Genomic DNA, 16,844 nt, shown 5'->3' on the forward strand with positions numbered 1-16,844 from the left:
TCAGGGCTCCTGCGCGGTCGCGGCTTCCGCGGCGCGCGCTTCTTCGGGGGTGACCAGGTGGTAGTCGTCGCCGTACACCTCGCACAGCGCCAGCCACGCCGCGCCCGGGGGCGCGACAACCCGCCAATTATCGCCGTTCCCGCGGCTGAAGGTGCAGCGGGCGGGCGCATCCCCGTCCTCGCTCGCGATATCGGCGCCAATGGTGATCATCAGCGCCATGTTGTCGTAGTCGCGCAGGCGCGGCGGACCGCCCAGCGGCCAGGCGTGGTATTCCCAGGCGCAGCAGCTGGCGCGCCCGGATTCGACCAGGTGGCCGTCGAGTACGCGCAGGTCCGCGTAGCCGCCGCTGAAGAAATGGAAGAGTTTGCCGGTCGCCGGATCCTGGCGATAGAGATCGCCCAGGCAGTTCGGGCCGGCTCCACACATGCCGCGTGCTTCCACTTCGAAGAAGCCGTCCTGATCGATGTCGATCAGGTCGACGTCGCGCAGGGGTTCTTCCATGGCGTCGGTTCCCAGCGTCAGCGCCGGGTGGAACCGCGAGCCGTCCGGAGCGGCAATCGCCACCTCGTAGCGGGCCGGCGACACCGTGCCATCGGCACGGGCCGCATCGCATCGAACCGCCAGGCGCAGACGCGAGCCGTCCGCCTGGGTGACAACCTGTTCGCGAGGTCGGCATTCGTTGCCGCCTTCATCGGCGAACGCGGGCGAGGCCGCGCACAGCGTCAGCAGAAACAACACCGCCCAGCGCAGCAGGCCGCCTTGTCCGCCGCGCGTGATCACGGCGCGGCCCTGCGGCCGAAGCGGGCGCGCAGCGCCGGCCAGCTGGTGGCCAGCACGATGCCCACCGACAACACGATGCCGCCCCACGCATAACCCGCCTCGGCCGGCCGCGACCACGCGACCATGACCGCATGGGCGAACCAGAACAGGGCGAACACCCCCGCCCAGAACGGCGCCCGCGGCCGGCGCAGGAAATGCCCCAGCGACAGCAGGAACGGCGGCAGGCAGAACACCAGCAGCACCGCCAGATAGTGGCGGTCACCGCGGAACCACAGTGCGTACAGCGCCGACAGTGCCAGCAGCATCAGCGCGGACGGGATGCGCGGACGCGTCATCGCTGGCCCTCCAGCCGGCGTGCGACATGGGCTACGCGACGGCCGAGCGCGCGCGCCAGCGCGGATTCATCGTCGCTCAGCACGGGGTCGTCGCTGCCGCCGGCCACGTGGCTGGCGCCGTAGGGCGAACCGCCGGTGCGGGTGGTGCTCAGCAATGTCTCGGTGAACGGAATCCCGACCAGCACGCAGCCATGGTGCAGCAGCGGCAACTGCATCGACAGCAGGGTCGATTCCTGGCCGCCGTGCTGGGTGGCGGTGGAAGTGAACACCGCGGCGGGTTTGTCGACCAGGGTGCCGCTGGCCCATTCCGCGCCCAGGCCGTCGATGAAATGCTTGAGCGGGGCGGCCATGTTGCCGAAGCGGGTGGGGCTGCCGAGGATGAGGCCGGCGCATTCGGCCAGGTCGCGCGCTTCCACGTAGGGCGCGCCTTCCTCGGGGACCGGAGGCGCGGCCTGCTGGGTCACCGGCGCCACGGGCGGCACCGTGCGCAGGCGTGCCGCCATGCCCTCGACCTCGCCGATGCCGCGCGCGATCTGCCGGGCCAGGCGGGCCACCGATCCGCCGCGGCTGTAGTAGAGCACCAGGATCTCGGCCATGCATCGGTCCATTCGCGTCAGGGCCGCCTAGTATCCCCCGGGGAACGCGGCGATGTCGCGTCGCGGACGCATCGGTTACCCTTTCGGCGTCATGGAGCCACTGGATTCCGTCAATCGCTGGACCGACCGCCTGCGCGACCGCGCGCGCGCCGGTACCTTCTTCCGTTTCCTGGCCAAGCGTTTCCTCGACGATCGGCTGTTCCAGGCGGCGGCGTCGCTGGCCTACACCACCCTGTTCGCGCTGGTACCGCTGGCGATGGTGGTGTTCGGGGTGTTGTCGGCCTTCCCGGTGTTCGATCGCTGGAGCGACCAGCTCAGCGACTACATCTTCTCCAACTTCGTGCCCAATGCGGCGCGTTCGGCGGAGATCTACATCAAGCAGTTCTCCGCCAGCGCGGGCCAGCTCACCGCGGTCGGCGTGATCGTGCTGGTGATTTCACTGCTGATCACGCTCAACAGCGTCGAGGCGACCTTCAACCGGATCTGGCGGGTGGCCTCGTCGCGGCCGAAGTTCGGCCGTTTCCTGGTGTACTGGACGGTGTTGACCCTGGGCGCACTGGTGGCGGCGGCGTCGCTGGCGATGTCGGCCCGCTTCTTCGCCCTGCCGCTGTTCGCGACCAGCGAGGGCCAGGTGCTGCGCACCTTCGTGCTGACGCTGGCGCCGCTGCTGATCGAGTTCGCCGCCATCACCATGATCTACCGCGTGGTGCCGCACCGGACCATCAAGCTGCGCTATGCGATGGCCGGCGCATTGCTCGCCACCGTCCTGCTGGAACTGGTGAAGTGGGGCCTGGGCCTGTACCTGGGCAGCTTCAATACCTATCAGAAGATCTACAGCACGTTCGCCGCGGTACCGATCCTGCTGATGTGGATCTACCTGTGCTGGGTGGCGATCCTGATGGGGGCGTCGCTGGCGTCGGCGATGGCGGCCTTCCGCTACCAGCCGGTGTCGATGCGGCTGCCGCTCGGCTACGAAATCTATGGGCTGCTGCGCATGCTGGGCCGCTTCAACGAAGCCCGCGCGCAGGGCCAGGGCCTGCACAGCGACCAGATCCTGGCGCTGGAGCCGATGCTGACCGATTCGCTGATCCAGCAGATGCTCGGCCAGTTGGCCGACATCAACCTGCTGCGGCGGGCGGAGGAGGGCGAATGGTTGCTGGCGCGGGATCTGGACGACATGACCCTGGCCGAGCTCTACGAGGCGTGCCAATTGCGCATTCCGATCGCCGAGGCGCACCTGCCGTGTCGCGACGATTCGCTCGGCATTGCCGCGCGCCGCACGCTGGACGAATTGCGGGTGCCGCTGCGCGAACTGCTCAAGCGCCGGGTCAGCGACATCTATCTGGATTCCAACGAGGACAATCGATGAGAGTGGTGCTGACAATCCTGCTGGCGGGCACGCTGGCGCTGGCCGGCTGCAAGCCTTCGACGCCGGCCGCCCCCGCTGCGACCGGTGAACCAAAACCGGCCGCGGAAGCGCCCGCGGCCGATGCCGGCAACGGCATGCAGATCCGGGAAACCACCGCCGATCTGCCGACACTGGCGGTCGATACCATCGATGGCGGACGGTTCGAACTGTCCGCGCAGCGCGGCAAATGGGTGGTGGTCAACTTCTGGGCCACCTGGTGCGCGCCCTGCCTGAAGGAGATGCCGGAACTGTCGGCGCTGGATGCGATGCGCGAGGACGTGCAGGTCATCGGCCTGGCCTACGAGGACATCACCCCCGCCGACATGCAGGCGTTCCTGAAGGAACACCCGGTGGTCTATCCGATCGCCATACTCGACGTGATGGCGCCGCCGGCCGATTTCGCGACACCGCGCGGCTTGCCCACCACCTATTTGATCTCGCCCGAAGGCAAGGTGGCCAAGGCGTTCGCCGGCCCGGTCACCGCGCGTGATCTGGAAGCCCTGATGGCGCAGTCGGCGGGCAAGCCGGGCTGATGGACGCGGTCCGCTTCCTGATCGAAGGCAAGGTGCAGGGCGTGTTCTTCCGCGCCTCCACCCGCGAACAGGCACGCCGGCTGGGTCTGGCGGGGATGGCGCGAAACCTGCCGGACGGGCGCGTGGAAGTGATCGTGGCCGGCGAGCCGGAGGCCATCGAAACGCTGGCGGGTTGGCTGCACCATGGCCCACCGCAGGCACGGGTCGAGCGGGTGGAACGCTCGCCGTGGACTGCGCCGGTGCCGCCGGGATTCGAAGTCGGCTGAAGCGCGTTCGCAAACAAACGCGTTCGCAAACAAAAAAGAGGCGGCCAGGTGGCCGCCTCTTTCGTTTGCGTCGGTTCGGTCCGGCTTACTTCTTGCCCTGGCCGTTGCCCTTGTCCTTGCCACCCTGTCCTTGTCCCTTGCCCTTGCCGCCGCCGCTCTGCGCCGGAGGACCGTGTTCGCCGCCGCGTCCCTTGTCGGAGGCCGCGTGGCCGTTGCCCTGCGCCGGACGCGAGCTCTTGCCGCCGCCGTTGCCGTTGCCGGCATTCGCCGGCTTGCCCTTGCCCGGACCATGCTTGGACCAGTCGACATGCACGTTGCGATCCACCGCGACCGGATAGCCCCAGCGGTCATAGGTGCGCGAGAAGCCGTTCTTCAGCGCATGGAACTGCGACGAGCCGGGCTTGATGCCCATGCGCTTGGCGATGGCGCCCCAGCCCTGGCCGGGATTGCGCTCGTACTCATGGACGACATCGATGCAGGGCAGGCGCAGGATGTGCGCGATGGCGCAGGCGTAGTAGATGTCGCCCGCCGACCAGCGCCGGCCGAACAGGTCCGTCACCAGCGAGCGCGGTGCACCGTAGTAGCCGGTCATCTCGTCGATGAAGGGCTCGCGGTAGCGCGAACCGTAGTCGTTGATCTCGATCAGGCGGGTGTCGACCCACGCATCGCCCGTGCGGAAGTTGTAGCCGACCACCTGCGCATTCGCGGCCGAAGCGGTGGCGAGCAGCAGGCCGGCGCACAGCGCCAGCAGCGGTCTGGAATGGCGGATGGTGTTCATGGGGCACTCCATTGGCGGATGTGATTCAGGTGCGGCGAGTCTTGGGAGAACGGACTGAATCGGCAGTGAAACAGGTCACGTAACTCACATTCCACATGGGAAACGTTCAGCCGCGCGGAACGAGCGCGCGGATCAGATCGGAAACGGCGCGATCGGCTTGAGCACGCCGTACTTCTCTTTCTGCGGTTTGCCCTTCAACGGCGGAAGGCCGAAGGTCTCCAGCGGCACCTGGGTGTCTGGCAGGCGATCCAGCAGATTCCGGATCAGGGTCAGCCGTCCGCGTCGCTGATCGTTGAAGTCGACCAGCGTCCACGGCGCGTCGGTGGTGTGCGTGGCTTTGAGCATCGCTTCGCGGGCGGCGGTGTAGTCGGCGTATTTCTCGCGCGCCTTCAGATCGATGGGCGAGAGCTTCCAGCTCTTGAGCGGTTCCTCGGCGCGTTCGGCGAAGCGCTCCTCCTGGCGCGACTGATCCACCGCCAGCCAGTACTTGAACAACAGGATGCCGTCGTCCACCAGCAGCTTCTCGAAGATCGGGACCTGGGCCAGGAACCGGCGGTATTCGGTGGCGGTGCAGAAGCCCATCACCTTTTCCACCCCGGCGCGGTTGTACCAGCTGCGATCGAACAGCACGATTTCACCCGCCGCCGGCAGGTGTGCGATGTAACGTTGCAGGTACCACTGGGTACTTTCGCGTTCACCGGGTTTGGGTAGTGCGGCCACATGGCACTGGCGCGGATTGAGGTGTTCGCGGATGGCGTTGATGGCACCGCCCTTGCCGGCGGTATCGCGGCCTTCCATCAGCACCACGATGCGCGCGCCCGCGTGCGCGGCCCAGCGTGCCATCGCTGCCAGTTCCAGTTGCAACGGCTTGAGCAACTGTTCGTATTCCTTGCGCTTGAGTTCTTTCATGGGGCCTTCTTCCGGCGGTTCTGGCGGGAGGTGCCGGCCATGCCGCGCGCCACTTCCAGCAGCGCGCCCTGCTGGCGGGAATTCAGTTCGCGGTACGCGGCCAGGAGATCGTGTTCGCCGCGCGTGCGCGCCGGATCCAGCTGGGTGGCCAGTTCCGCCAGCAACGCGCCGGCCGGTACGCCGAACGCGCGGGCGAGGGCGGCCAGCTGATCCTTGCCGGGCAGTTTGTCGCCGCTCATCCACGATCGGACGGTCGCGGCGCCGACCCGGGGAATGGCGGTGGCGATGTCGGCGGCGCTGAGTCCGCTGGCCTTGGCGAGCATGCGCAGGGTGGCGTCGATGGACATGGCCGTTCCTGTAGTCATTCCTTGAGGCGGGGCCGCAGGGTGGCGAGGTTGCAGGGCCGGGTGCGGGCGTCGAGTTGCGCGGAGATGATGCGTTCCCAGGCCGTGCGGCAGGCCGAGGTGGAGCCGGGCAGGCAGAACAGGAAGGTGCCGTTGGCCAATCCGGCGAAGGCGCGCGACTGCAACGAGGAGGTCCCGATTTCCTCGAAGCTGATCGCGCGGAACAACTCGCCGAAGCCCGGCATCTCCTTGTCGAGCAGCGGCAGCAGGGCTTCTGGCGTGGAATCGCGGCCGGTGAAGCCGGTGCCGCCGGTGACGAGGATGCCGTCCACCTCCGGATCCGCGATCCAGCGCGAAACCAGTGCACGCAGCTGGTAGCGGTCGTCCGGAAGCAGGCTGCGCTCGGCGATCCGGTGGCCGGCGTCGGTGGCGGCGTTGGCGAGGTAGTCGCCGCTGCCGTCCTCGGCCAGGGTACGGCTGTCGGAGACGGTCAGCAGGGCAAGGCGCAGGGGCAGGAAGTCGTTGGCATGGCTCATGCCGGCAGCGTAAGGGCTGGCCGGCGCGGCTTTCAATGGTGCCCGTTCACGACCGGCACGCGTCCCCCGCCATCGCGGCGGTATCCGCGCCGCAAAAGGCCTCAGGCATCCAGCGGAAGGCGGAACCGCAGGGTGCCGTCGTACGGCTCCCAACCCAGGTGCCGGTACAGCGCCTGGGCGGTGCGGTTGTCATGATCGGTTTCCAGCTCCAGGCGCGCGGCACCCGAATCCCGGCCGAATGCCGCCGCAGCGTCCAGCAACGCCCGCGCCACGCCCTGGCGGCGGGCCTCGCGGACGACGTAAAGGTCGTTGAGCACCCAGACGCGTACCGCGCGCACGGAGGAGAACGAAGGAAACAACTGGGTGAATCCCAGCAGGCGTCCGCCGTCCTCGGCGACGAAGATCACCGACTCCTCTCGCGCCAGCCGCTCGTGGATGAACGTCGACGCCAGCGTGGCGTCCGGGGCCTGCTCGTAGAACTGCCGGTACAGATCAAACAGTGGCGCGATCGCGCCCGCGTCGGCCAGGGTCGCGCGTCGTACCGTGATGCTCATGCCGCCTCCGTCAGTCGGGCCAGTTCGTCGGCCTGGTATTCGCGGGTCAGGCGATCCACCAGCGGATCCAGATCGCCTTCCATGATGTTGGGCAGATCGTACAGGGTCAGGCCCTCGACCCGGTGATCGGTGATCCGGCCCTGCGGGAAGTTGTAGGTGCGGATGCGCTGGCTGCGGTCGCCGCTGCCGACCTGCAACCGCCGCGAGGCGGCCTGGGCGGCCTGCTGCTTGCTGCGCTCGGCGTCGAGCAGTTGCGCCTTCAGCCGCTTCATCGCCTTGTCGCGGTTGGCGTGCTGGCTGCGCTCGGTCTGGCATTCGACCACCACGCCGGAAGGCACGTGGGTGATGCGGATGGCCGATTCGGTCTTGTTGACGTGCTGGCCGCCGGCGCCGGAAGAGCGGAAGGTGTCGATCCGCAGATCCGCCGGATTGATCGCGATGTCCTCGACCTCGTCCACGTCGGGGATGATCGCCACAGTGGCCGCCGAGGTATGGATGCGGCCCTGCGATTCGGTTTCGGGCACGCGCTGCACGCGATGGGTGCCGGATTCGAACTTGAGCCGCGAGAACGCGCCGCGCCCGCTGACCTTGGCCACGATTTCCTTGTAGCCGCCATGCTCGCCGGGATTGTCGGACTCGATCTCCACCCGCCAGCCCTGGCGCTCGGCGTATCGCGCGTACATGCGGAACAGGTCGCCGGCGAAGATCGCAGCCTCGTCGCCGCCGGTACCGGCGCGCACTTCCAGGAACAGGTTGCCGTCGTCGCGGTTGTCGCGCGGCACCAGCAGCAGCGACAGTTCGTCTTCCAACTCGGTCAGGCGCGCGCGCGCGGCGGCGATTTCCTCTTCCGCCAGATCGCCCAGGTCCGGATCCCCGCGCATCGCCTCGGCCGAGGCCAGGTCGCGCTTGGCCTTGGCTTCCTCCGCCAGCGCCAGCGCCACCGGTTCCAGTTGCGCGAACTCGCGCGAATAGTTGCGGAAGCGATCGTTGTCGCCGGCCACGCCGGGGGCGGCCAGCAGGCGTTCCAGTTCCTCGCGGCGTTCGGCCAGCGCTTCGAGTTTACGGCGCAGCGTCGGCGTCATCGGGTTTCTTGGGATGGGAGTAGGGCGCCTTTTCCGGGAACAGGCGATCGGCGGCGCGCGCCAACTCGGCGTCGCCGGTCAGCGCGGCCTCGCGCAGCGCGGCGGTCGGCGGATGCAGCAGCCGGTTGGTCAGCGAGTGGGCCAGGAATTCCAGCACCGCGTCCGGATCGCGACCGTTGGAGAGTTGCTGGCGGGCCTTGGCCAGCACGTCGTCGCGTGCCTGCTCGCCATGCGCGCGCAGGCGCTTGAGCGGCTCCTGGCGGCTGCTGGCATGCAGGGTTTCCACGAAGCGGGCGACCTGCAATTCGATGATCGCCTCGGCGGCGTCGGCGGCCTCGCGGCGGCTGCGGCGGTTGTCTTCCACCGCGCGCTCCAGATCGTCGACCGTGTACAGGTAGGCGTCGTTGAGCTCGGCCACGTCGGCGGCGATGTCGCGCGGGACCGCCAGATCGAACAGCAGCATCGGCTTGTGCCGGCGGCGCGCGAGCGCCTGTTCGACATGCGCGCGCAACAGGATTGGCTCGCGCGCGGCGGTTGCCGAAAACACCACGTCGGCCTCGGCCAGATGGCGTTCCAGTTCGCCCAGCGGCAGGGCGTAGCCGCCGTGCCGGCTGGCCAGTTCCTGCGCGTGGGCAAGCGTCCGGTTGGCGATCAGCAGCCGCCGCACCCGGCCTTCACTGAGGTGCTTGGCCGCCAGCTCGATGGTTTCGCCGGCGCCGACCAGCAGCACGGTCGAGTCGCTGAGGCGGGCGAACGAATCCTGCGCCAGGCGCACCGCGGTGGAGGCTACCGACACCGGATTGGCGCCCACGCGGGTGTCGGTGCGGGCGCGCTTGGCCACCGCGAAGGTTTGCTGGAACAGCCGGTCCAGGCGACTGCCCAGCGCGCCGTGCTCGCGCGCGTTGGCCCAGGCGTCCTTCACCTGGCCGAGGATCTGCGGTTCACCGAGCACCATCGAGTCCAGCCCGGTCGCGACCCGGAACAGGTGGCGCACGGCGTCGGCGTCGCGATGGCGGTAGAGATAGGCTTCCAGCCCGTCGGCATGGGTCGCCAGCCAGTTCGCCAGCACCTGCCCGTCATGGGCCACCGCGTACAGCTCGGTGCGGTTGCAGGTGGACAGCAGCGCGGCTTCCTCGACCTGCGGCAGGGCGCGCAACGCGGACAGCGCCGACGGCAACGCGCCAGCGTCGAACGCCACGCGTTCGCGCAGTTCGACCGGCGCGGTCTGGTGATTCAGTCCGAGGACCCACAACGTCATCGTTCAGGTGCTTGCGCTAAGCTGCTGGCTGGTAAGTGGCCGCTATTTTACGGCCCACGTGAGTCTCATGCCCGCAATATTGCGTCTCAGCCTGGTGCTTTCCTTGCTGTTGGCCCTGTCCGGCCCCGCGTTGGCCTCGCGCAAGGCGCCGCCGGCGCGGGACGATGCCCTCACCACGGTGATGGCGGGCGAGTTCGCGCTCCAGACCGGGCAGCTGTCGAAAGCCTCCCGCTGGTACCTGGAAGCGGCCCGCGCCACCGAGGATGCCGGGCTGGCCGAGCGTGCCACCCGCATCGCCCTGCTTTCCAACGACGACGCCGGCGCCACCGAGGCGCTCAAGCTGTGGCGCGCCCGCGCGCCGAAGTCGCTGGCCATGCGCGGTGCCGAAGCCACCCTGGCGCTGCGCCGGGGCGACGCCCGCGCCGCCCGCCGGGAACTGGGCACGCTGATGGCCTCGCCCGACGAGATGGGCTGGCGCTACGCGCTGACCGCGCTGGGCAGCGGCGGCAAGGATCCGGAGCTGCCGGCGAAACTGCTGGGCGAACTGGTCGACGGCAACACCATTCCCGCCCAGTTGCAGGCCTGGCTGGCGTTCGCCGGATTGGCCCAGCAGCTGGAGCAGCCGGAACTGTCGCGCCGGATCGTCGGCAGCGTGGTGGACCGCTTCCCGCAGGAGCCGCGTGTGGTGCTGCTGCACGCGGCCCAGCTGCGGCGGTCCGGTGACGAAGCCGAGGCGCGCAAGGTGCTGGGCGGGCTGGGACCGGACGTACTGGAAAAGCCCGAGCTGCGGTTGGCAGTGGCGGCCGAGTACGAGGCGCTGGGGGATTCGGTGGCCGCGGCGGCCACCCTGGCGAAGGGGCCGCAGGACGATCAGAGCTACGCGCTGCGGGCCTCCCTGCTGGCCAAGGCCGACAACACCACCGCGCTGACCACGCTGTACGACGAACTGCGCCGCGAGGCCAGCCAGCCCGACGGCGGTCGGCGGTTGCTGCTGGGACAGATGGCCGAGTTCCTCAAGCGTCCGCAGGAAGCGCTGGACTGGTACCGCAGCGTGCCGGCCGGCAGCGCCCGTTCCGAGGCGCGCCTGCGCGCCGCCAACACCCTCTACGAACTGGACGACAAGGCCCAGGCGTTCCAGGAACTGCGCACCCTGCAGGGCGACGCCTCGGCCGACGACGACGCCCGCCGCAATGCCTATCTGCTGGAAGCCGAGCTGCGCCAGAAGAACGGGGACGACAACGGCGAGCTGGATGTGTTCGCGCGCGGTCTGGCGGCCTATCCGGACGACATCGAGGTCCTCTATGCGCGCGGCCTGGCCTGGGAACGGCGGGATCGGATCGATCGCGCGGAGGCCGATTTCCGCAAGATCCTGGTCATCGATCCGGAGAACACCGCCACCCTCAACGCACTCGGCTACACCCTGGCCGATCGCACCCAGCGCTACCGGGAAGCGCTGGAGCTGATTGATCGCGCGCGCGTGGCCGAGCCGGAGAACGCCGCCATCATCGACAGCTACGGCTGGGTGCTGTACCGGCTGGGACGGTTGCCGGAAGCGCTGGTGCAACTGCGCCGTGCCTTCACCCTGCAGAAGGATCCCGAGATCGCCGCGCACGTCGGCGAAGTGCTGTGGGTGATGGGGCAGAAGGACGAGGCGCGCAAGTATTTCGACGAGGCGCGCAAGCTCGACCCTGAAAACCGCTCGCTGCAGCGGGCGCTGGAGAAGACCGGAGCATGAAGTGGAACTGGCGTGGCCCGCTGCTGGCGGCCTGTGTGTTGATGCTGGCCGCCTGCGCCAGCGGGGGGGGCCGCAAATCCGCGCCCCCGCCACTGGATGATCCCGAGGACGTGGCCGCCGCGCAGGCGCGCCAAGCCACCCGCGAAGCGTGGTTGCGCGGGCAACCGGAATGGGGATTCGAGGCGCGGGTGGCGGTCAGCCAGGCCGGCAAGGGCGGCAGCGGCCGGCTCGACTGGCGCCAGCAGGGCGCGCAGTACACCGCTTCGTTGAGCGCCCCGGTCACCCGCCAGAGCTGGCGCCTCAGCGCCGGCGCCGATGGCGCGCGGCTGGAAGGGCTGGAAGGCGGCCCCCGCCAGGGCGAAGACGCCGATCTGCTGCTGCGCGAAGCCACCGGCTGGGACATTCCGGTGCAGACCCTCTCGGAATGGGCGCGCGGCCTGAGCGGGCAGGGCAGCCCGGAGTTCGGTCCCGAGGGCCAGCTGCAGGCATTGCGCCAGGCTGGCTGGACCATCCGCTACACCGAGTGGCTGCCGGCCGCCGGCGCTCAGCCCGCGATGCCCCGGCGAATCGAGGCCGAGCGCGGCCAGGCCCGGGTCCGCCTGATCGTGGATCGCTGGGATCTCGGGGCCGCGCCGTGACGGCACTCTCTCCGGAGGACGGCTGGTCGGCCTGGCCAGCACCGGCCAAGCTGAACCTGTTCCTCCACATCACCGGCCGCCGGCCGGACGGCTATCACCTGCTGCAGTCGGTGTTCCGGATCCTGGATTGGGGCGACACCGTGCACCTGCGGGTGCGGCCGGATGGCGCGATCCGCCGGGTGGGAGCTTCCGTTCCCGGCGTGGCCGAGGCCGATGACCTGTTGGTACGCGCGGCTAACTTGCTAAAAGAAGAGGCAAATTGCGCGCAAGGAGCGGACATCTCCGTTGAAAAGCGCATTCCAGCCGGCGGTGGCTTTGGCGGCGGCTCGTCCGACGCGGCGACGGTGCTGGTCGTGCTCAACCGGCTCTGGGGCACCGGCCTGCCGGTGGAGCGACTGGCGGCGCTGGGCCTGCGGCTGGGCGCGGACGTGCCGGTGTTCGTCCGCGGGCACAACGCCTGGGCCGAGGGCGTCGGTGAACAGCTCACCCCCATCGCCCTGCCTCCGGCCTGGTACGTGCTGGCCGACCCCGGCGTCCATGTCCCCACCGCGGCACTTTTCCAGGCCCCTGATTTGACGCGAAACGCGCCACCCGCGAAAATGTCGGACTTCGTTTCGGGACACCTGCTCGGCAATGCGTTCGAGCCGGTACTGCGCCGCCGGGAACCCGCCATCGAGGCCGTGTTCCAGGCCTTGGCGCGTATCGGCACGCCGCGGCTGACCGGATCCGGCGGCGGTTGCTTCGTCGAGTTCGCCCAGCGGACCCAGGCGGAAGCGGCGCTGGCGGAACTGTCCGGCCTGCGGGCCTGGCTGGCGCCGGGCGCGCCGCGCTCGCCGCTGCAGGATGCGCTCGAATCGGAAACCTAACGCCTAGGGGCGTCGCCAAGTGGTTAAGGCACCGGGTTTTGATCCCGGCATTCGTAGGTTCGAATCCTTCCGCCCCTGCCAATCCGCGGTTTTCCTGCAGCGCCCGCGAGGGACTGCGCCGCGACTTCCCGCCGCCGCCAGAAGCCACGCCGAGAGAGAAAAATGCAAGACGACCGCAACCTGCTTGTCTTCTCCGGCAACGCCAACAAGCCGCTAGCCGACAGCATCTGCCGCGAACTGGGCGTGCGTCCGGGCAAGGCGCTGGTGTCGCGCTTCTCCGACGGCGAAGTGCAGGTGGAAATCGAGGAGAACGTCCGCCGGCAGGAAGTGTTCGTGGTCCAGCCCACCTGCGCCCCGGCCGCGGAAAACCTGATGGAACTGCTGGTGCTGATCGACGCGCTCAAGCGCGCATCGGCCGCCAGCGTCACCGCGGTGGTGCCGTACTTCGGCTACTCGCGCCAGGATCGCCGCCTGCGTTCCTCGCGCGTGCCGATCACCGCCAAGGTGGCGGCCAAGATGTTCAGCGCGGTCGGTACCGATCGGGTGCTGACGGTGGACCTGCACGCCGACCAGATCCAGGGCTTCTTCGATATCCCGGTCGACAACGTGTACGCCTCGCCGCTGCTGCTGGCCGACATCTGGCGCGCCTACGGCACCGACAACCTGATCGTGGTCTCGCCCGACGTGGGCGGCGTGGTGCGCGCGCGCGCCGTCGCCAAGCGCCTGGACGATGCCGACCTGGCCATCATCGACAAGCGCCGTCCGCGCGCCAATGTCGCCACCGTGATGAACATCATCGGTGACGTGGACGGCAAGGACTGCGTGCTGGTGGACGACATCGTCGACACCGCCGGCACCCTGTGCGCCGCCGCAGCAGCGCTGAAGTCGCGAGGCGCCAAGAAGGTGGCCGCGTACTGCACCCACGCCGTGCTCTCGGGCCCGGCGGTGGACAACCTGAACAAGTCGGTGCTGGACGAGCTGGTCGTCACCGACACCATCCCGCTTTCGCCGGAAGCGAAGGCGTGCGGTCGCATCCGCCAGCTCAGCGTGGCGGAACTGCTGGCCGAAACGGTTCGCCGCATCGCCTTTGGCGAGTCGGTGAGCTCGCTGTATGTGGATTGACGGCCGGGATTCGTGATTGGGGATTCGGGATTGGCGTTTGCGAATCCCGAATCCCGAATGCCAAATCCCGGCATTCAAACGGCTCTCCTGGTCGCGGGGGAGTCTTCAAGGCCGCCGCGAGGCGGTTCATCAACCTAGGTAGTTAGCAAACATGGCAAAGACACACGAAATCAAGGTCCAGCGCCGCGAAGACGAGGGTAAGGGTGCGAGCCGCCGCCTGCGTCACGCCGGCAACGTTCCCGCCATCGTCTACGGTGGCGAACTCAAGCCGGTCAGCATCCAGCTGAACCATAACGAAGTCTGGCTGGCCAGCCAGCACGACTGGTTCTATTCCTCGATCCTGGACCTGAGCCTCAATGGCGACATCCAGAAGGTGCTGCTGCGTGACATGCAGCGTCACCCGTACAAGCAGCAGATCATGCACCTGGACTTCCAGCGCGTGAACGAGAACGAGACCCTGCGCACCGCGGTGCCGCTGCACTTCATCAACCAGGACACCTCGCCCGCCGGCAAGTCGGCCGACGTGGTCGTGACCCACGAACTGAACGAAGTCGTGGTCGAGTGCCTGCCGAAGGATCTGCCGGAGTTCATCGAGCTCGACCTGTCGAACCTGGCCGTCGGCGCCGTCGTGCACCTGTCGGAGATCAAGCTGCCGGCCGGCGTGGAAATCCCGGAACTGAAGCTGGGCAAGGAACACGACGTCGCCGTCGTGATCGCCAAGCACGGCAAGGAAGAAGCCGAGGCTCCGGCCGAAGGCGCCGAGAAGGAAGAGAAGTAATCTTGCGCCACGGTGCGTCCGCGTCAGCGGGCGCACCGGCGTGAGGCACTGCGATGGCAGGTCTTCGTCTCATCGTCGGACTGGGCAATCCCGGTGCCGAGCACGCCAGAACCCGGCACAACGCCGGGTTCCGTTTTGTCGACACCCTGGCCGAGGCACAGGGCGTGCGGTTCGGCCTGGAAAGCAAGCTGTTCGGTGAAACCGCCAAGGTCGTGGTCGCCGGCCAGCCAGTCTGGCTGCTCAAGCCGGCCACCTACATGAACCTGAGCGGCAAATCGGTGACCGCCGCCCTGCGCTATTGGAAGATTGCGCCGGAAGAGGCGCTGCTGGCCCACGACGAACTGGACCTGGCGCCCGGCGTGGCGCGGCTGAAGTTCGATGGCGGCCACGGCGGCCAGAACGGCCTGCGCGACACCCTCCAGTTGCTGGGGCACGGCAAGTTCCACCGCCTGCGCATCGGCATCGGCCATCCCGGCCACAAGGACAAGGTGACCGGCTGGGTGCTGGGCAAGCCGGGCAAGGACGACGAAATCCTGATCGGCCGCGCCATCGACGACGCCATCGACGTACTCCCGCTGGCCGTGCAGGGCGATTTCAACGAGGCCATGAAGCGGCTGCACACGAGCAGGGATTAGGCATTGGGGATTCGGGATTCGGAAAAGCGCTTTTCGAATCCCGAATCCCGAATTCCCAATCCCGGATATTTATGGGCATCAAATGCGGCATCGTCGGCCTGCCCAACGTGGGCAAGTCGACCCTGTTCAACGCGCTGACCAAGGCGGGCATCGCCGCGGCCAATTTTCCGTTCTGCACCATCGAGCCGAATGTCGGCGTGGTGCCGGTACCGGATCCGCGACTGAACCAGCTGGCTGAAATCGTCAAGCCGCAGAAAGTGCTGCCGACCGCGGTCGAGTTCGTCGACATCGCCGGGCTGGTGGCCGGCGCGGCCAGCGGCGAGGGCCTGGGCAACAAGTTCCTGGCCCACATCCGCGAGGTCGACGCGATCACCCACGTGGTGCGTTGCTTCGAGCACGGCGACATCGTCCATGTGTCCGGCAAGGTGGATCCCATCGCCGATATCGAGACCATCGACACCGAACTGGCGCTGGCCGACCTGGATAGCGTCGAAAAAGCGCTCAACCGCGCCGAACGTTCGGCCAAGGCCGGCGAAAAGGATGCCATCGCCCGCAAACCGGTCCTGCAGAAGCTGCATGCCGGCCTGAGCGAAGGCCAGCCGGGCCGCGCGCTGGGCCTGGACGAGGAGGAGCGGGCGCTGGTCCGCGACCTGTTCCTGCTGACCCTCAAGCCGGTGATGTACGTGGCCAACGTGCTGGAGGACGGCTTCGAGAACAACCCGCACCTGGAGGCCGTGCGCGCCCGCGCCGCCACCGAGGGCGCCGAGGTGGTGCCGGTCTCGGCCGCCATCGAGGAAGAGCTGGCCCAACTGGACGACGCCGATCGCGACACCTTCCTGGCCGACCTCGGCCTGGACGAACCGGGCCTCAACCGGGTGATCCGCGCGGCCTACAAGCTGCTCGGCCTGCAGACCTACTTCACCGCCGGGGTCAAGGAAGTCCGGGCCTGGACGGTCAAGGCCGGGGCCACCGCGCCCCAGGCGGCGGCGGTCATCCATACCGATTTCGAGAAGGGCTTCATCCGCGCCGAGACCATCGCCTTCGACGATTTCATCAAGTACAAGGGTGAGGCGGGCGCGCGCGACGCCGGCCGGCTGCGCCTGGAAGGCAAGGAATACCGGGTGCAGGAAGGCGACGTGCTGCACTTCCGCTTCAACGTCTGATAAAAAAGTTGGCGTTTCGCGTTGACAGCCAGTCTGCTTCAGGCCAAAATCGCTGGCTGTTTCACCCCGGTTTGATTTGGCCCCTCCGGCCGGCTCTTCCGGGTGGCTACGGAGGGATACCCAAGCGGCCAACGGGGGCAGACTGTAAATCTGCTGGCTTACGCCTTCGGTGGTTCGAATCCACCTCCCTCCACCAAAATTTGAGTTGTTTTGTGTTGTAGTGGTCTCCCGGCGCGGGAGTAGTTCAACGGTAGAACCTCAGCCTTCCAAGCTGATGGTGCGGGTTCGATTCCCGTCTCCCGCTCCACTTGAACGCCCAGCGCGGGACCTGCGGTAACCGAAGCGACAAACAGTTTCACGCTCACGTAGCTCAGTCGGTAGAGCACCTCCTTGGTAAGGAGGAGGTCGATGGTTCGATTCCATTCGTGAGCACCACCTTTCCAACTCCATTTCAACGATCCACCTCGAGAAGAAGCAGCCATGGCAAAGGGTAAATTCGAACGCACCAAGCCGCACGTGAACGTGGGC

The 16,844-nt window shown here is 68.0% G+C and carries 20 protein-coding genes and 4 tRNA genes; 14 read left to right on the forward strand and 10 right to left on the reverse strand.

The window, feature by feature from the left end; translation table 11 throughout:
• From IQ458_RS11555 to wrbA, 3 genes are read right to left on the reverse strand one after another with little or no spacing between them, the layout of a single operon-like run.
• On the reverse strand, positions 1-780 hold the full coding sequence (locus IQ458_RS11555; protein WP_203322896.1) for a hypothetical protein: 780 nt from the start codon (positions 778-780) through the stop codon (positions 1-3).
• Positions 777-1,115 (reverse strand): DUF2069 domain-containing protein, encoded by a 339-nt coding sequence (locus IQ458_RS11560; RefSeq protein WP_183638732.1) that lies wholly within the window; start codon positions 1,113-1,115, stop codon positions 777-779. The genes IQ458_RS11555 and IQ458_RS11560 overlap by 4 nt, the downstream gene beginning before the upstream one ends.
• A complete protein-coding gene (gene wrbA / locus IQ458_RS11565) occupies positions 1,112-1,711 on the reverse strand; it encodes an NAD(P)H:quinone oxidoreductase (RefSeq protein ID WP_203322897.1) in 600 nt (199 codons plus the stop codon). The genes IQ458_RS11560 and wrbA overlap by 4 nt, the downstream gene beginning before the upstream one ends.
• A 91-nt stretch (positions 1,712-1,802) precedes the next feature.
• On the opposite strand from wrbA, the gene IQ458_RS11570 reads away from it, so the two are divergent.
• From IQ458_RS11570 to IQ458_RS11580, 3 genes are read left to right on the forward strand one after another with little or no spacing between them, the layout of a single operon-like run.
• Positions 1,803-3,080 carry a YihY family inner membrane protein gene (locus IQ458_RS11570; RefSeq protein ID WP_183641165.1) on the forward strand — a complete coding sequence of 426 codons (1,278 nt, stop codon included), beginning with the start codon at positions 1,803-1,805 and terminating at the stop codon, positions 3,078-3,080.
• Entirely contained in the window at positions 3,077-3,652 is a 576-nt protein-coding gene (locus IQ458_RS11575; RefSeq protein WP_192197885.1) for a TlpA family protein disulfide reductase, read from the forward strand. The genes IQ458_RS11570 and IQ458_RS11575 overlap by 4 nt, the downstream gene beginning before the upstream one ends.
• Positions 3,652-3,918 carry an acylphosphatase gene (locus IQ458_RS11580; protein WP_192197884.1) on the forward strand — a complete coding sequence of 89 codons (267 nt, stop codon included), beginning with the start codon at positions 3,652-3,654 and terminating at the stop codon, positions 3,916-3,918. Before IQ458_RS11575 ends, IQ458_RS11580 begins: the two co-directional genes overlap by 1 nt.
• Positions 3,919-4,003: 85 nt before the next feature.
• Here IQ458_RS11580 and IQ458_RS11585 read toward each other — a convergent pair whose 3' ends face one another.
• The 7 genes from IQ458_RS11585 to hemA all read right to left on the reverse strand — a co-directional run bounded on the left by IQ458_RS11585 (position 4,004) and on the right by hemA (position 9,379).
• Entirely contained in the window at positions 4,004-4,696 is a 693-nt protein-coding gene (locus IQ458_RS11585; protein WP_203322898.1) for a hypothetical protein, read from the reverse strand.
• A gap of 132 nt (positions 4,697-4,828) precedes the next feature.
• Entirely contained in the window at positions 4,829-5,605 is a 777-nt protein-coding gene (gene ppk2, locus IQ458_RS11590) for a polyphosphate kinase 2 (protein WP_203322899.1), read from the reverse strand.
• On the reverse strand, positions 5,602-5,952 hold the full coding sequence (locus tag IQ458_RS11595) for a helix-turn-helix domain-containing protein (protein ID WP_203322900.1): 351 nt from the start codon (positions 5,950-5,952) through the stop codon (positions 5,602-5,604). The genes ppk2 and IQ458_RS11595 overlap by 4 nt, the downstream gene beginning before the upstream one ends.
• A gap of 14 nt (positions 5,953-5,966) precedes the next feature.
• The gene (gene moaB / locus IQ458_RS11600) at positions 5,967-6,485 is read right to left on the reverse strand and encodes a molybdenum cofactor biosynthesis protein B (protein WP_183638718.1); all 519 of its coding nucleotides are present in this window, start codon (positions 6,483-6,485) and stop codon (positions 5,967-5,969) included.
• A gap of 101 nt (positions 6,486-6,586) precedes the next feature.
• Positions 6,587-7,039, reverse strand: a complete 453-nt coding sequence (locus IQ458_RS11605) for a GNAT family N-acetyltransferase (protein WP_183638716.1) — start codon at positions 7,037-7,039, stop codon at positions 6,587-6,589.
• Positions 7,036-8,121 (reverse strand): peptide chain release factor 1, encoded by a 1,086-nt coding sequence (gene prfA / locus IQ458_RS11610; protein ID WP_203322901.1) that lies wholly within the window; start codon positions 8,119-8,121, stop codon positions 7,036-7,038. The genes IQ458_RS11605 and prfA overlap by 4 nt, the downstream gene beginning before the upstream one ends.
• On the reverse strand, positions 8,099-9,379 hold the full coding sequence (gene hemA / locus IQ458_RS11615; RefSeq protein WP_183638712.1) for a glutamyl-tRNA reductase: 1,281 nt from the start codon (positions 9,377-9,379) through the stop codon (positions 8,099-8,101). The genes prfA and hemA overlap by 23 nt, the downstream gene beginning before the upstream one ends.
• Before the next feature lie 67 nt (positions 9,380-9,446).
• On the opposite strand from hemA, the gene IQ458_RS11620 reads away from it, so the two are divergent.
• The 11 genes from IQ458_RS11620 to IQ458_RS11665 all read left to right on the forward strand — a co-directional run bounded on the left by IQ458_RS11620 (position 9,447) and on the right by IQ458_RS11665 (position 16,751).
• The gene (locus IQ458_RS11620) at positions 9,447-11,114 is read left to right on the forward strand and encodes a tetratricopeptide repeat protein (protein WP_203322902.1); all 1,668 of its coding nucleotides are present in this window, start codon (positions 9,447-9,449) and stop codon (positions 11,112-11,114) included.
• Complete coding sequence (gene lolB, locus IQ458_RS19590) at positions 11,111-11,752, forward strand: lipoprotein insertase outer membrane protein LolB (protein ID WP_183638708.1); 642 nt, start codon at positions 11,111-11,113, stop codon at positions 11,750-11,752. The genes IQ458_RS11620 and lolB overlap by 4 nt, the downstream gene beginning before the upstream one ends.
• Positions 11,749-12,618 carry a 4-(cytidine 5'-diphospho)-2-C-methyl-D-erythritol kinase gene (gene ispE, locus IQ458_RS11625; RefSeq protein ID WP_328805160.1) on the forward strand — a complete coding sequence of 290 codons (870 nt, stop codon included), beginning with the start codon at positions 11,749-11,751 and terminating at the stop codon, positions 12,616-12,618. Before lolB ends, ispE begins: the two co-directional genes overlap by 4 nt.
• 5 nt (positions 12,619-12,623) lie before the next feature.
• Positions 12,624-12,699, forward strand: a tRNA-Gln gene (locus IQ458_RS11630).
• 81 nt (positions 12,700-12,780) lie between these two features.
• Positions 12,781-13,740 carry a ribose-phosphate diphosphokinase gene (locus tag IQ458_RS11635; protein WP_141455864.1) on the forward strand — a complete coding sequence of 320 codons (960 nt, stop codon included), beginning with the start codon at positions 12,781-12,783 and terminating at the stop codon, positions 13,738-13,740.
• Positions 13,741-13,891: 151 nt separating this feature from the next.
• On the forward strand, positions 13,892-14,518 hold the full coding sequence (locus IQ458_RS11640) for a 50S ribosomal protein L25/general stress protein Ctc (RefSeq protein WP_183638704.1): 627 nt from the start codon (positions 13,892-13,894) through the stop codon (positions 14,516-14,518).
• A gap of 53 nt (positions 14,519-14,571) precedes the next feature.
• Positions 14,572-15,153 carry an aminoacyl-tRNA hydrolase gene (gene pth / locus IQ458_RS11645; RefSeq protein WP_183638701.1) on the forward strand — a complete coding sequence of 194 codons (582 nt, stop codon included), beginning with the start codon at positions 14,572-14,574 and terminating at the stop codon, positions 15,151-15,153.
• A gap of 71 nt (positions 15,154-15,224) precedes the next feature.
• Entirely contained in the window at positions 15,225-16,316 is a 1,092-nt protein-coding gene (gene ychF, locus IQ458_RS11650; protein ID WP_183638699.1) for a redox-regulated ATPase YchF, read from the forward strand.
• Positions 16,317-16,426: 110 nt separating this feature from the next.
• Positions 16,427-16,512: transfer RNA gene (locus IQ458_RS11655), tRNA-Tyr, on the forward strand.
• 37 nt (positions 16,513-16,549) lie between these two features.
• Positions 16,550-16,623 (forward strand) — tRNA-Gly (locus IQ458_RS11660).
• 52 nt (positions 16,624-16,675) lie between these two features.
• Positions 16,676-16,751 (forward strand) — tRNA-Thr (locus IQ458_RS11665).
• Positions 16,752-16,844 lie beyond the last annotated feature (93 nt).

Source organism: Pseudoxanthomonas beigongshangi (assembly GCF_016820515.1).
In the GTDB taxonomy this organism is placed as follows: Bacteria; Pseudomonadota; Gammaproteobacteria; order Xanthomonadales; family Xanthomonadaceae; genus Pseudoxanthomonas_A; species Pseudoxanthomonas_A beigongshangi.